13 protein-coding genes are annotated in these 14,272 nt (G+C 69.3%); 6 read left to right on the top strand and 7 right to left on the bottom strand.

The annotated features are described in order from the left end of the window. Nucleotides 1-108: 108 nt before the first annotated feature. Nucleotides 109-2,181, bottom strand: coding sequence for a glycoside hydrolase family 65 protein (locus VEC11_RS03525; protein ID WP_464129128.1), 2,073 nt, complete (start codon nucleotides 2,179-2,181; stop codon nucleotides 109-111). Nucleotides 2,182-2,538: 357 nt separating this feature from the next. Between VEC11_RS03525 and VEC11_RS03520 the strand changes: the two genes are divergently transcribed. The 3 genes from VEC11_RS03520 to VEC11_RS03510 all read left to right on the top strand — a co-directional run bounded on the left by VEC11_RS03520 (nucleotide 2,539) and on the right by VEC11_RS03510 (nucleotide 6,022). Further along, nucleotides 2,539-4,179 (top strand): phosphoenolpyruvate carboxykinase, encoded by a 1,641-nt coding sequence (locus tag VEC11_RS03520; protein WP_464129126.1) that lies wholly within the window; start codon nucleotides 2,539-2,541, stop codon nucleotides 4,177-4,179. 92 nt (nucleotides 4,180-4,271) lie between these two features. After that, on the top strand, nucleotides 4,272-4,721 hold the full coding sequence (locus VEC11_RS03515) for a hypothetical protein (RefSeq protein WP_464129125.1): 450 nt from the start codon (nucleotides 4,272-4,274) through the stop codon (nucleotides 4,719-4,721). Nucleotides 4,722-4,756: 35 nt separating this feature from the next. Continuing rightward, nucleotides 4,757-6,022, top strand: a complete 1,266-nt coding sequence (locus tag VEC11_RS03510) for a M23 family metallopeptidase (RefSeq protein WP_464129123.1) — start codon at nucleotides 4,757-4,759, stop codon at nucleotides 6,020-6,022. Between the two features lie 12 nt (nucleotides 6,023-6,034). Here VEC11_RS03510 and VEC11_RS03505 read toward each other — a convergent pair whose 3' ends face one another. The 6 genes from VEC11_RS03505 to VEC11_RS03480 all read right to left on the bottom strand — a co-directional run bounded on the left by VEC11_RS03505 (nucleotide 6,035) and on the right by VEC11_RS03480 (nucleotide 10,741). Then, nucleotides 6,035-6,790 carry an EF-hand domain-containing protein gene (locus VEC11_RS03505; protein ID WP_464129122.1) on the bottom strand — a complete coding sequence of 252 codons (756 nt, stop codon included), beginning with the start codon at nucleotides 6,788-6,790 and terminating at the stop codon, nucleotides 6,035-6,037. A gap of 194 nt (nucleotides 6,791-6,984) precedes the next feature. Beyond that, complete coding sequence (locus VEC11_RS03500; protein WP_464129121.1) at nucleotides 6,985-7,701, bottom strand: M50 family metallopeptidase; 717 nt, start codon at nucleotides 7,699-7,701, stop codon at nucleotides 6,985-6,987. A gap of 25 nt (nucleotides 7,702-7,726) precedes the next feature. Beyond that, entirely contained in the window at nucleotides 7,727-8,035 is a 309-nt protein-coding gene (locus VEC11_RS03495; RefSeq protein WP_464129119.1) for a YdeI/OmpD-associated family protein, read from the bottom strand. A gap of 130 nt (nucleotides 8,036-8,165) precedes the next feature. Then, nucleotides 8,166-9,047: an OmpA family protein gene (locus VEC11_RS03490; protein WP_464129117.1), complete on the bottom strand. Its 882-nt coding sequence runs from the start codon at nucleotides 9,045-9,047 to the stop codon at nucleotides 8,166-8,168. A 282-nt stretch (nucleotides 9,048-9,329) separates the two neighbouring features. Continuing rightward, nucleotides 9,330-9,776, bottom strand: coding sequence for an NfeD family protein (locus tag VEC11_RS03485; protein ID WP_464129116.1), 447 nt, complete (start codon nucleotides 9,774-9,776; stop codon nucleotides 9,330-9,332). Then, nucleotides 9,773-10,741, bottom strand: a complete 969-nt coding sequence (locus tag VEC11_RS03480) for an SPFH domain-containing protein (protein ID WP_464129114.1) — start codon at nucleotides 10,739-10,741, stop codon at nucleotides 9,773-9,775. Before VEC11_RS03480 ends, VEC11_RS03485 begins: the two co-directional genes overlap by 4 nt. Nucleotides 10,742-10,811: 70 nt before the next feature. Here VEC11_RS03480 and VEC11_RS03475 point away from each other — a divergent pair, with 70 nt between their 5' ends. From VEC11_RS03475 to VEC11_RS03465, 3 genes are all read left to right on the top strand, one after another. Next, nucleotides 10,812-11,621 (top strand): HpcH/HpaI aldolase/citrate lyase family protein, encoded by an 810-nt coding sequence (locus VEC11_RS03475; protein WP_464129112.1) that lies wholly within the window; start codon nucleotides 10,812-10,814, stop codon nucleotides 11,619-11,621. 102 nt (nucleotides 11,622-11,723) lie between these two features. Beyond that, nucleotides 11,724-12,587, top strand: a complete 864-nt coding sequence (locus VEC11_RS03470; protein WP_464129111.1) for a hypothetical protein — start codon at nucleotides 11,724-11,726, stop codon at nucleotides 12,585-12,587. A gap of 68 nt (nucleotides 12,588-12,655) precedes the next feature. Next, a complete protein-coding gene (locus VEC11_RS03465; RefSeq protein ID WP_464129109.1) occupies nucleotides 12,656-14,176 on the top strand; it encodes a M28 family peptidase in 1,521 nt (506 codons plus the stop codon). Nucleotides 14,177-14,272 lie beyond the last annotated feature (96 nt).

Here is a 14,272-nt window from a genome sequence, read left to right as displayed (position 1 = left end):
AACCCTCTGCGGGCTTTACCGAAGGGCATACCTTCACGCTAGGCTGCTTGACGAAGCGAAGAGAGTCTCCCCAATCCGGTCATCCCGGCACCGGAGCGGTCGCCGCCGCTATTCGAGAAACTCGATCTCCGCGCGCTCGGCGCCGTGCCGCGCGGTCAGACGCGCTGCGCGACCGCGAATCCACACCCGGCCAACCTCTATGGCGGTCCAGCCGCGCGGCAGCACGATGGGGCGGCGGGCCCAGCCGGTGGGGTCGCCGTCATCAGGTCGAAGCCCGGTGAAGCCGAACAGCAGCCCGAGCAGCATACCGCCGAGATTGGCAAAGAAAGGTCCGGCGGCAACCTTCGAATCCGGATGGTCGGGGCGATATTCCAGACACTGATGGAAGCGCGGTGAATCGTAGCTGGCAAAGCCTTGCTCGAACAGCTCCAGCGCAAGCGTGCGATCCCCGGCCAGCGAGGCCCAGGCGCTGTACAGCGCCGGCAACATGGGGGAGCCGACATAGTCCCGCCATCGCGCAAGGAACAATGCGAGCGTGCGCTCTCGCTGCGCGTCGGTGAGCGGATGCTCGAACGGGAAGATGCCGGCGAGCGGCGACGGCGTCGCCCCTTTGTCTTCATCGATGCGGAAGCCCTCATGCGTGGCCAGCGCCCCGTCCGCGCGGAACGGCAAATAGAGGTCCGTCAGGATCGGGCGCCAGCCGGCCGGGACCGGCTTGCCGAGCGCCCCGGCAGCGCACACGGCGCGGCGCATCACGTCAAAGGCGGCCATTGCGGTGAAGGCGTCATTGTCGGGCGGTTCGGGCACCTCGGCCGGCCCCATCGACGACGGGATCTCGATGCCTCGTGGCGTCCGCACCGTGCGGCTGACGATCCAGTCGGCGACGCCCGAAAGAATCGGCCAGGCCTCATCGGCGAGAAAGGCCCGGTCACCGCTTATGTCGGCGTAGAGCGAGAAGGCCCGCGCCACGTGCAGGGAAATATGATCCTCATGGGCTGCGCCGCCGCCACTGCCTGGCGTGGCTTCCTCCCCGGAGGTTGGCGCCGCTTCCCAGGGAAATTGCAGTCCTCGTCGGCCGGACAGGCGCGCATGCTGGCGGGCCGCCGCCCGACCGCGGGCGCGGAAGTCAAGGATCGCTTTCGCGGCTTCGGGCTGAACGAGCAACAGCGGCGGTACGCAAAACGCGTCGATGTCCCACATCACATGGCCATAATAATAATGGTAATCATGCCAGGTTGCCAAACCGAAGATCGAGGTGGCGGCCGGAGAGGCCTCGTTGACCGACGCGTTGAGGTAGTAGAAGGCGGCGTCGATCAGCTCCTGGTGCCGCGCGCTGGCGCCCCTGACCACAATTCGCGCTTTCCAGAGCTCGGCCCATGCTGCGCGGTTACGTTCTCGCAGCGTGTCGAAGCCGGTCTTGTGGCCTCGCGCCGCGCGTCGCACGGCTTCCTCGTGAGGCCGTCGGTGAAGGACGGAGGGCACCAGGGCCGCGAGTTGCCGCAGCCTCACGGGCCTGCCCGCTCGAACGCGGCCGCGATATTCCGTCATCAGCGGCCCGGTTCGATCGAAGGAGGAGACGTGGCTGTGGGCCTCGAGGCCCACCGCCTCGGACAGATGCGCCACGCCGCAGGTGCTGAGGCCTCCCTCGGTTTCCCAGAGGAGCCAGGCATCGCAGGCCGGTTTCTCCTCTCCCGGTGTCGCGGTGCCGCGATCGCGGATGCGGCCGCGGATGTGCGCGGTGTCGACGATCGCGCGGAAGGTCAGCTCGCAGGCCTTGTCCGTTCTGATGGTCGATTCCTGGAGCACGAGGCTGGCGGCCGTGCGGCTGGCGAACGTCAGGACTTGGATCCGCGCGGAAACCCCGCCCGCTTCGAACCGGAAGCTGCTGGTCAGTTCGCCGGTCTCGAAGTCATAGGTCTGCACCAGGTCGTGGATCGTCCAGGGCTGGTCGCCGAGCCAGACGCCATTGACTGCGACGTCCCCGGCCAACGGATAGGGCGCGGTGGCGGACGCCTCGATGCGCAAGTCGGGATGTTCGCCCGACACTCCGCTCACGGTCGCCATGCCGGAGATCAGCGGCACCTCTCGTACGCGCAGGCCGATGACGCCGTTCGACACATAAGTGGGAAGCTCCCCGTCGCGGGCGCCCTCATGCCTCAGCGTTGCAATCGATTGGGCCATTCCGGTCACTGTCCTCTGCATTGCCAACAGCATGCTGATCGGATCGTTCCTTGGCATTATGCAGGGCGGGAGCGGCGGGAATGGGATTGCCGCCGCGCGATGCGTGCCCTGATGGGGCGACCCTTTGCTCCCGGGTTCATAGGGTGCGGCCCGGCCGATCCGACGAGTTATCGATGGGAGAGTGGCGACTGCTTCCCACCCACAGCAGACATTCGCAATTTTCCTGGCCTAACGAGGGTATGGCCCGTCCCGCCGCGCACCCTTTGACGAGACGCCCCGGCTCCGATATGCGCGCCCGCATTGAAAGCCCGCACCCCCCGGCGGGCCGATAACGTATTGGAAGAGAGGAATTCTGAGGTGGCCAATAAGGTCCCGTCGTTCGGTCTGTCGCATCAGGGCATCGACACCGATGCCGTGCTGCACTGGAATCTCGGCACGCCGCAGCTCGTCGAGGAAGCACTGAAGCGCGGCGAGGGGCTGCTCGCGAAGGACGGCCCTCTGGTCGTGAAGACCGGCAGGCATACCGGCCGCTCCGCGAAGGACAAGTTCATCGTCCGCGACGGGGAGACCGACAGCCAGATCTGGTGGGACAATAACGCGTCCATCACCCCGGATAACTTCGCGTCGCTGAAGGCCGACTTCATGGCCGCGCTCGCGGAGAAAAAGGAGCTGTTCGTCCAGGATCTGTTCGGCGGCTCGCAGCCCGAGCACCGGGTGCGCGTCCGCGTGATCAACGAGCTCGCCTGGCACAGTCTCTTCATCCGCACGATGCTGGTCCGCCCCGAGGAGAGCGAGCTGGCCGGGTTCGAGCCCGAATTCACGATCATCGACCTGCCGAGCTTCCGCGCCGATCCCGCGCGCCACGGCACACGCAGCGAGACGGTGATCGCCGTCAACCTGACCGAGAAGCTGATCCTGATCGGCGGCACCGCTTATGCGGGCGAGATGAAGAAGTCGGTCTTCGGCATCCTCAACTATCTGCTGCCGCCCGAGGGCATCATGCCGATGCACTGCTCGGCCAATATCGGCCCGAACGGCGACACCGCGGTCTTCTTCGGCCTGTCCGGGACGGGCAAGACCACGCTCAGCGCCGACGCCTCGCGCACCCTGATCGGCGACGACGAGCATGGCTGGTCCGATACGGCGATCTTCAACTTCGAGGGCGGCTGCTACGCCAAGATGATCCGGCTTTCGCCCGAGGCGGAGCCGGAAATCTACGCGGCCACCAGGCGCTTCGGCACGGTGCTCGAAAATGTGGTGATGGACGAGGAGACGCGCACGCTCGACCTCGACAGCAATCTGCTCGCCGAGAATACCCGCGGCGCCTATCCGATCGACTTCATCCCGAACTGCTCCGAGCGCAACATGGGCCCGGTGCCGAAGAACGTCGTCTTCCTCACCGCCGACGCCTTCGGCGTGCTGCCGCCGATCGCCCGGCTCACCCCCGAGCAGGCCATGTACCATTTCCTGTCCGGCTATACCGCCAAGGTCGCCGGCACCGAGATCGGCGTGACCGAGCCCGAGGCGACCTTCTCGACCTGCTTCGGCGCGCCCTTCATGCCGCGCTTCCCCTGGGTCTACGGCAACCTCCTCAAGGAGCGGATCGCCAGGGGCGGGGTGAAATGCTGGCTGGTCAATACCGGCTGGACCGGCGGCAAATATGGCACGGGCAACCGGATGCCGATCAAGGCCACGCGCGCGCTGCTGAACGCCGCGCTCGACGGCTCGCTCAACGACGTCGAGTTCCGCATCGACCCGAATTTCGGAGTCGAGGTGCCGGTCAGCGTGCCGGGCGTCGACAGTGCGATCCTGAACCCGCGCGACACCTGGGCCGACCAGGCCGATTATGATGCGACCGCGGCGAAGCTGGTGACCCTGTTCACCAGGAATTTCGCGCGCTTCGCGGACCATGTCGACCAGGCCGTCCGCGACGCCGCGCCGCGCGTCGGCGGCGGGCAACAGCCGCAAGCCATCCAGGAGACCACGATCCCGGCCTGACCGCCCACCCCATAGCCTTTTCGAAGGAGCGTGCCGGCGAGGGCCGGCGCGCTCCTTTTCTTTTGCGCGTGAAACACTGAAGGAGAAAGACGATGCCTGACACTGAACTGCACGCACCGCGGCTGTGGCCGCACGACGACGCCATCCGCCGCGTGGGGGAGGGTTTCCTCGCCCGCACCCTCCCGAAGGAGGAATGGACGCACGAGGCCCACATTGCGACCACCTGCTGGCTGATCCTCGAGCGGCCGGACATCCTCCCCGAGCGCGACCTGCCGGACCTGATTCGCGGCTACAATGAGAGCGTCGGCGGGGTGAACGACGCCACCCAGGGCTATCACGAGACCATCACCCAGCTCTTCATCCGCACGCTCAGGGGCGCGTTGGCGGAGCGGGACGGGGAGGGGCTCGCCGCCCGCGTCAACGCGATCCTCGCCGCGCCCGAGGGCCGGCGCGACTGGCCGCTGCGCTTCTACTCGCGCGAACGGCTCTTCTCGAAGGAAGCGCGGCTCGGGTGGGTGGAGCCGGACCGCGCGCCGGTGTAGAAGCCGCTGAAATCCCTGGGAGGGAGGTGGCGTCGATGACCGGCTCTATCGGGAGGACATTTATCCGCTTCCTGCCCGCCGCTCTGGCGGTAGCCCTGCTGGGCGCGGGCGGAGCGGCGGGCGGCCAGTCGAGCGCCGCGAACCCGCCGACGCAGCCTCTCACCTATCTCTCTCTGCCCGTCGACATGGATGTCCGCCCGGGCGCGCTGCAATTCGTCCCGGCGGACGATGGCGACCGCCGCCTCGCCTATAATCTGTTCGTCACCAACTGGGGCAATTGGCCGCTCCGTCTCGCCCGGGTCGACGTCGAGGATGCGGCGACCGGCCGGGTGCTGGTGAGCTACGACGCGGAGGCGCTGGAAAATCCCTATCGCCAGCGCGCCACGCCCTTTTCGATCGGTCCCACCTCGCCGCAGAATCGCGACCTCGAGGGCCGGCGGACGACGATCTTCAACATCGAACTCCGCCTCGCCGCGAATGCCGCGCCGCCCGCTTCGATCCGGCATCGCGTCCTGTTCGAGCCCGATCCGGGCGTGCGCCTGCTGCAGGACGACGGCACGCCCGCGCGCGAGCTGGTCTCCGTCTCCGTGCCCGTGGCCATTGACGGGCCGGCCCCGGTCGTGCTCGGCGCGCCCCTGCGCGGCGGCCCCTGGCTCTGCGGCAACGGCCTCGGCCTCAGGAGCGATCACAATTATATCGGCACGGCGAGCACCGCCCGGATGCGCGTCTCCCAGCGTTATGGCTGCGACTTCCTGAAGATATTCTCGACGACCGTGCGGGAAATCCTGCCCAGCCCGTTCCCCGACACGCTGACGCCCGGCATGTTCTACGGCTATGGCGCGGAGGTGCTGGCCGTGGCCGACGCCCGCGTCGCCGAAGTGCGCGACGGCATTCCCGAAAGCACGCCGCAGGCGGACGGCAGCGTCCGCATGCCGCTCACCCGCACCGAGGATACCGGTCCCGGCAACCGCGTCGTGCTCGACCTGGGCGGCGGCCGCTTCGCCTTTTACGCCCATCTCCAGCCCGGCTCGATCCGCGTACGCCGGGGCGACCGCGTTCGCGAAGGGCAGGTGCTCGGCAGGATCGGGATGTCGGGCAATGCCGTGAACCCGCACCTCCATTTCCACGTCGGCAACGGCCCGGACCTCAACGGCAGCGACGGCGTGCCCTATGTCTTCAGATCCTATCTGCTGAGCGGCCGCGGCAATGACGACTTTGCGGACCGGCAGGTCTCGCACGTCGTGCCGCTGCAGAGCTCGGTCATGACCTTCCCCGGTGCGGCGAGCCAAAGCCGGCGATAGCGTCCGGCCGGCTCAGCCCCCCGACGGCGGTGGCGGCGGTGCGTCCTGGGAGCGCGGGGCGAGGGCGGCCATCGCCGCCTGGCGCTCGGCGTCGCTGATCGTGCCGTTGCGGTCGGTGTCGACCCGGTCGAACAGGGTCAGCAGCCCGGCGCCATTCTCGGCCGCGGAGACCTTGCCGTCGCGGTCGCCGTCGAGCCGCTGCAGCGCCGCGTCCGCACGCTCGCCCAGCTCGGCCCGGTCCAGGAAGCCGTCATGATTGCCGTCCTGCCGGGCGAAGATGGCCTGCACCATCTGCTGCATCTCCGCGCGCGTCGCCGGCAGCATGGAAAGCCCGCCGCTCCGGCCGCCCGGCCCGCCGCGGCGCCCGCCGAAGGCCGCCATCGCCGCCTGCCGCTCGCTGTCGCTGATCGTGCCGTTGCGGTCGGTATCGGCCCGGTCGAACATGGCCAGCGCGCTCGCCGTGGATTCGGCCGCCGAGACCTTGCCGTCCCCGTCGCGATCGACCCGCTCCAGCATCCGCGCCCCGCGCTGGCCCATTTCGTCGGGCGTCAGGAAGCCGTCATGATTGGCGTCCCGCTCCCGGAACCGCTCGCCCGCCTGCCGCTCCGCATCGGCGCGGGTCGCCGGCAGCATCCGCATCCCGCCCCCGCGGAACCCGCGGCCCTCGCCACCGGACCCGGGGCCGGGCGGCGGGGCCTCGGGCGGCTGCGCGGCGAGCGGAACGGCGAGGCCGAGGGCGGCCAGCGCGGCGAGCATGGGGAATTTCATCACTTACTCCTCGAAATATGGCCAGCGTCCTCAATCCACGCGGGCGTTCAAGTGAAATCGGCGGCGCCTTAGGGCAAAACGGCTGAACCTGGCCTTTCGGGTGGGCGCACAGGACAGGAGCCGCACCCGGAAAATGGTCGCGAAATGTCGCGGAGAAGAAGCTGAACCCGTAGCTGACGGTCCCCGCCATGGCGTCAGCGCCGGAACGCGAGCCAGAAGCTCAGCCCCAGCAGCGCCAGGATCGCCGCGCTGATTGCCGCGCCCCAGAACCAGAAAGGGAGCAGCAGGACGTCGGCGATGGCGCCCGTGTCCGAGCGCTGCAGCTGGCCGCCGACATGTCCGCCCGGGCTGAACAGATAGTCGAACTGCCGCCACACGCTGATACAGGCCTGGACGCCGAGCAGCTGGATGGCGAAGCCTTGCCAGGACGGCGATCCGCGCCAGGCGAGCAGGCCGATTGCAATGCCGAGCGCGGGGAGCACCAGCCAGCCCGTCAGGGACCGCACCCAGATCAGCGTGGACAGGATCAACGCCGCGCCCAGCACCCCCATCGCATAGCGCGTCGCGGCCGGCGAGCGCGAGGCGATGATCAGCAGCGCGCCCGCGATCCCCGGCCCGAGCGGCCCGCCCGCCGCGACCAGGGCATCGATCAGCCCATAGCCGTCGGCGGGACGCAGCGAGACGGCGACGCCCGACCCGTCGGCGAAGACCAGCAGCCGCTCGAATCCCCGGCCGGCGAGCAAGGCGACGAGGCCATGACCCATTTCATGAAACCAGGTCGCCAGGATCGTGAAGGGGTAGAGGAGGAGACTGCCGAGACTGGTCTGCCAGAGGAGAATCGAGACCAGCGCGATGCCGAGCAGCAGGGTGATGCGATGTCTTTGGGCCTGGTCGGTGAGCCGGCCGGGCATCACGGGTTCCGGCTGAACCGGTCGCTCACGCCTTGCCCTGCTTGTCGATCAGCACGGCCTGCTGCCACCGGCTCGGCGCCTTGTCGGTGCGGTGGATGCAGCCCGCCCAGCAGCAGGGCCGCTTCTTCCCCTCCTGCAGCTCCTCGCAGGTCCGCGCGATGCGGCGCGCGCGCGTCGGCGCCTGCTTCGCGTCCTCGACCCAGCAGATGAACTCGTTCCGCCCGAGCGGCGTGAGCGCCTCCCAGAGCGCCAAGACCTCCGGCTCCGCCCGCAGCGCCGCCTGCAGGTCGGCGCCCGCCTCGTGGACAATGCCATGCGAGAATGCGTTCGTCATCAACCCTCCGGCAAGCGCGCCAGCTTAGCGCGCCGGCTCTGCCGGCAGCAAGGCCCCGGGGCCGGCCGGTATCCCGCCCTGATCGTCAACGCACCGCGAAGGGGGTGGGCCGAAGCCCACCCCGCATGGCTCACAGGCTGTCGACGGCCTTGCTGACCAGGATGCTCACGGTGACGCGGCGATTCTGCGCCTGCCCCTCGGGGGTGTCGTTGCTTGCCGCCGGATCCGCTTCCGCCATGCCGGTGGGCGTCAGCATTCGCCAGGGCTGCCAGCGGCACGCCTGCTGGAGATGATTGACCACGCTGCCCGCGCGCCGTTCGCTGAGCGCCTGGTTGAACTCGGCGCTTCCCCTGGAATCGGTGTAGCCGACGACGAGCAGCAGGGCGTTGGGGATCGACCCGGCCGAAGTCGCGGCCGCGCAGAGGTCGGCCTTCGCCTGCTCGGACAGGGTTGCCCGGCCGGTGTCGAAGGTCACACTCGTCGTGCTTCTGACATTATACTGGTCGATGCTGGCCACGGCGCCGCGCAGCGCTTCCGTCGCCGCCTCGTTTTCGGCGAAGCGCTGGTTGGTGCCGCCATGGATCATCGCCGCGGTTCTGAGATCGCCATTCCTGAGGACGATCCGGCGCGCCACCAGGCCGCTGCCCGACTGCAGGGTTCTGACGCTGACCGGCAGGCCGTTGACCAGCGAATTGTCGGCAAGCCGGGTGCGGCTCAGGCCCAGGAAGCCCCCGCGGGCGGTGATCCTGGTGTCGCTGCTCACCGTGATGCGCGTGCTGGTGCCGTCCGGGGCGGTGACCTGCACCTGATCGCCCCGGCGCGCCGTGATGATGCCCTCGACCTCGGGCCCTTCGGTCGCCCCGGCCATGTCGAAGGGCTGCGGGCCCTCCGCCGTCACCCTGATATCGGCCTCGGGCGGGTCCTGCGGCTGCGCCGCAAGGCCGGCCGGGGCGGTCGCGGCAAGAGTGGCAAGAAGGAGGAGAAGGCTTGGGTTTCTGGAAATGGCAGTCATGAAGCTGTTCCTTTGAGCTCGAACACCGGGCCTGCAAATGCAGGTTCCCCCCCGACCGCCGCGCATCATGGCGCAACGGGCTCCTGCCCCCTCCATCCAGCCTCACGGATGCGCGGCGGGCTGCCGCACCTGAAGTCGAAGGGACTTCGGGCCCGTGTTCGGCCCAACCTTTCGCGCAGATGAACGGGCCCGGCCCCGCGAGTCGATGCGGCGGTCGCTCGGGCGGATTGCGCGACGAGCCGCCGGGGCCTTGTCCGGCGCAGTTGGCCGGCGCCGCGATCGCTAGGCCGGCTCCACCCTCAGCAGGGTCCCGTCCGCCGCCACGATCCGCACCCTGGCGCCGCTCGGCGCGTCCGGCCCGCTCGCGTTCCAGACGCCGTCGCCGACGCGCACCCGTCCCTTGCCGTTCTCGATCGCGCTCTCGACGGTGACGACCTGGCCGATCAGGCGGGCGGCGCGGGCGTTGAGGTTGGGGTCGGCGCTCTCCACCGGGTTGCGGGCATAATATTGCCGGCCGACATAGACGGTGACGAAGGCGAGCAGCACGAAGACGACGAGCTGCAGCGCGAGGCTGAGCGGCACGAAGGCGACGAGCAGGGCGGTGATCCAGGCGGCGACCGCGACCCAGATCAGGAAGATGCCGGGCAGCAGGATCTCGAGGATGCCGAGCAGGGCGCCGGCGCCCACCCACCACCAATGGTCGGCGAGGTTGCCCAGCCATTCGGTCATTGCTGGCCTCCCTCGAACGGGCCGCGGCGCGGAGCCGGGGGCGGCGGCGGATTGTCACGCCGGCCGCCAATCGCTTCCTTCGCCAGCTCGCCAATGCCGCCCAAAGTACCGATCAGCTGCGTCGCCTCGACCGGGAAAAGGATGGTCTTGGCGTTGGGCGAATCGGCGAAGCGGCCGACCGCGTCGACATATTTCTGCGCGACGAAATAGTTGATCGCCTGGGTGGAGCCGCTGGCGATCGCATCGGAGACCATCTGGGTCGCCTTGGCCTCCGCCTCGGCGGCGCGCTCACGCGCCTCGGCGTCGCGGAAGGCGGCCTCGCGGCGGCCTTCGGCCTCCAGGATCTGGGCCTGCTTGGCGCCCTCGGCCTTCAGGATCTCGGAGGCGCGCAGGCCCTCGGATTCAAGGATCAGGGCGCGCTTCTCGCGCTCGGCCTTCATCTGGCGGCCCATGGCATTGACGATGTCGCCGGGCGGGCGGATGTCCTTGACCTCGACGCGGGTGATCTTGACGCCCCAGGCCTCGGTCGCCTGATCGACCACCACCAGCAGGCGGGCGTTGATCTCGTCGCGCTTGGAGAGGGTTTCGTCGAGGTCCATCGAGCCCATCACGGTCCTGAGGTTGGTCGTGGTGAGCTGCATGATCGCGATATAGAGGTCGCTGACTTCGTAAGCCGCCTTCGCCGCATCCAGGACCTGGAAAAACACGATCCCGTCGACGCCAACCATGGCGTTGTCCTTGGTGATGATCTCCTGGCCCGGAATGTCGAGCACCTGCTCCATCATGTTCACGCGGCGGCCGACCCGATAGAAGAAAGCCGGGAAGAAATTCAGGCCCGGACTTGCGACAGTGGTGAAGCGCCCGAAATATTCGATCGTGTATTGATAGCCCTGGCGGACGATCTTCACACTGGCGAACAGATAGAGCAGCCCCAGAGCGACGACGATCCCGATAACCCCGGTCATGGCTTCACTCCCCTCGCTTGACCGCGCATATCATGTCGATAAAGCGGCCCTCATCCAAGCGGAATTATCCATGGACCGGACCGACCTTCGCAACTGCCGCAGCCTGCTCTTCCTCCCCGCCTCGAACCCGCGGGCAATCGAGAAGGCGCGGGATCTGCCCGCCGACCTGATCGTCCTCGACCTCGAGGATGCGGTCCGCGAGGAGGAGAAGGGAGAGGCGCGGCGGCTGGCCGTCGAGGCGACGAACGGGGGCTTTGACGGCCGCCCGGTTGCGATCCGGGTCAATCGGGCGGGAAGCCGTCATTTCGGCGAGGACGTCACCGCCGTCCGGCATGCCACGATCGATTATCTCGTCCTCGCCAAGGCCGAAACCGGCAAGGACGCGCACGATGCGAGCTGGCTGGTGGCGAAGCCCGTGCTGGCGATGATCGAAACGCCCCGCGCGGTGATCGACGCTAATGTGATTGCGCCTTCGTCTGCCGGTCTCATCGCCGGGGTGAACGACCTGACTGCCGCGCTCGGCCTGCCCGAGCAGAAGGACAGGGAAGGCCTGATCTTCGCGCTGCAGCGGATCGTGCTTGCCGCCCGCGCGGCCGACATTCCCGCCTTCGACGGCGTCTACAACCGGCTGGAATCCGACGCGGGACTGGAGGCGGAATGCCGGCAGGGGCGCGCCTGGGGGTTCGACGGCAAGTCGGTCATCCATCCGAGCCAGATCGAGACCGCCAACCGCCTGTTCGGCCCGACCGAGGAGGAGCTGGAGGCGGCCCGGCGCCTGGTCGCCGCGGCGACGGGCGGGGCGGAGCGCCACGACGGCAAGATGATCGAGGCGATGCATGTGGAACAGGCCCACCGCCTGATCGCCAGGGCGCGGCGATAGCATCGAAAAGCTATCGCCTCCCTTTAGCCGATCTCGTTTGTCAGGCGGCAGCGGCCGCCGGCATAAGGGCGCATGCCGTTGAGACCGAACAGCTGGCCAGGAATGGCGGCGTTCGCCTGCCTCGCGCTGCTTGGCGCCCCGGCGACAGCCTCCCAGTCGAGCCGACGCGAGGTCGCCCAGGCCCTGTTCGAGCAACGCGCTTTGGCCGGCGCCATCGTCGTGCAGGACGTGCGCACGGGGAGGGAGATCGTGTCGGCCTCGATCGGCGAGGGGGCGCGCGAATTGCCCTTGTCGGTCGCGAAGCTCTTGCTCGTGGCGCTCTATTGGGAGCATCGGCGGGAATTGCCGGCCCCGGTCGCGCCCGACATGGATCGGATCGTGGCGCTGTCCGCCGACAATCCCGGGCGCCGGCTTGCGCTCGAGTTGCGCGAAGCCCTGGGGAGCCGGCCGCTGCTCCGCGATCTGGCGCGGCTGGGCTTTCCCGCCTGTACCCCCGCAAGGCCGCGGAACTGCACGACTCTCGCGGAGAACAGCCCGGCATCCCTGTGGGCGGAGTCGCTGTCGCTCGGGGAGGTCGGGTTTCGAACCACCCTGCCGGGCCTGTCGCGATTCCTGCGCATGATCGGCAATGGCGGGGTGGGCGAACGGGGCGAGCGGGTGATCAGCGCCGCCACGGCCCGCCTGCTCCGCCAGGCGATGCTCCGGACCGTCGAGGCAGGGACAGCCCGCCGCTCCCGTGGCCGGCTGCGCGGGCTGGGGCGGATGGGCGGCAAGACCGGCACCGGCCCCGCCGGTCCCCGGCCCTATGACGGGATCTTCGCGGGCCTCATCTTCGGCAATGACGGCAATGCCCGTTTCACCGTGGTGACCTATGTCCGTCGCGGCGGGGGCGGCGTCGTTGCTGCGGAAATTTCCGCCGAGATGGGCGCGCGGCTGCTGGCCGGGCAATCGCCGGCCCGACGCTGACCGGAACCGGCCCTCCCGTCCCCTTCCGAATCGCTTGCGCGCCCCCGCCGCGCTCCTTAAGCAGCGCCATGTTCAAGGCTCTGATCCGCGCCTCCGCGCTGCTTTCGCTTGCCATCGCCGCGCCACTCGCCGCACAGGCGCCGGCGCCCGTCACCGCCGCGGACCTGTTGCGCCACATCCGGCCGCTCGCCAGCGACGAGTTCCAGGGCCGCGCCCCCGGGACCGAAGGCGAACGGCGCACCACCGCCTATATCGTCGAGCAATTCCAGGCCCGGGGCCTGCAGCCGGCGGGGGAGAACGGCACCTGGTTCCAGTCGCTCCGGCTCGCGACACGGCGGCCCGAGACGGCCACCTTGCGCTGGACCGGCGCGCAGCCCGGCCAGCTCACCGGCGACAATCTCGTCGTCACCGGGCGCGAGGCGCGGGAGACCCTGGCCGACGCGCCGCTCGTCTTCGCCGCCCATGGCGCGCGCATGCCCGACCGCGGCATCGACCAGCTGGCCGGCGCCAACGTGCGAGGTGCGGTTGTCCTGATCCTCTTCGAGGGTCCGCAGGTCGAAGGCTTCCCGCCGATCGCCGAGCGGGTCCGGACGGTGGCGGCCGCCGGCGCCGCGGCCGTGGTGGTCATCGTCGGCGACGACGTGCCCTGGGATCAGGTGCGAAATGTCGTCCGCCGCGGCGCGCTGCGCGCCGACGATGCCAGCGTGCCCCGCTTCTCGGCGATCATCCCGATGGCCGCCGCGCAGCGCCTGATCACCGGCGCCGGGGGCAATATGGAGCGCCTGCTGAACGAGCAGCCCGGCTCCTCCTTCCGCGCCGTGACCCTGCCGGGCCGCGTCTCGATCGACGCGACGACGAGCGTGACCCGGACCGAGACCAACAATGTGATCGGCCGCCTCCGCGGCTCCGGCTCGACCGGCGAGAACGTGACGCTGCTCGCCCATTGGGACCATCTCGGCCTCTGCCGCCCCGAGGGCGCGCCGGACCGGATCTGCAACGGCGCCGTCGACAATGCCAGCGGCATCGCCGCCCTGATCGAGATTGCCGGCCAGCTCTCCCGCGGCGACCGGCCGGTCCGCGACGTGCTGTTCCTCGCGACCACCGCCGAGGAAGTGGGCCTGGTCGGCGCCGGCTGGTTCGCCGACCACCCGACCGTGCCGCTCGCCTCGATCGTCGCCGCGATCAACATGGACACGATCGCCATCGCGCCCGCGGGCACGCCGGTCGCGATCATGCGGAGCGGTGTGCCCGGCCTCGACGCTCTGGTCGCCTCCACGGTCGCCGCGGCGGGCCGGACGCTCGATCCGGACGACGAGGCGGCGGCACTCGTCCAGCGGCAGGACGGCTGGGCGCTTGCCCGCCGCGGCGTGCCGGCTTTGATGGTCGGCGGCTCCTTCTCGAACATGCAGCTGCTCGGCCGCTTCCTGCAGAACGGCCGCTATCACGCGCCCGACGACCAGGCGGACGGCCAGCTCGTCCTCGACGGCGCCGTCGAGGACACGAACCTCACCGTCGCGATCGCCCGCCGGCTCGCCGACCCCGCCCAATATCAAAGGGCGCGACCGACAAGCGCCGGAAGCGCCGAGTGACCCAGCGACGGCGGGTCGGACGAATATCTGCACTGACGCGACTGCGGGCGCTTCCCTGCCGCATAGCCCTGGTCCTGTCGGCGATGCTTGCGACTG

The sequence above is a fragment of the Allosphingosinicella sp. genome (assembly GCF_035626655.1).
Classification (GTDB): Bacteria; Pseudomonadota; Alphaproteobacteria; order Sphingomonadales; family Sphingomonadaceae; genus Allosphingosinicella.
Note: the sequence above shows the minus strand (reverse complement) of the source record. Positions and strands in the feature narration are given on the sequence as shown.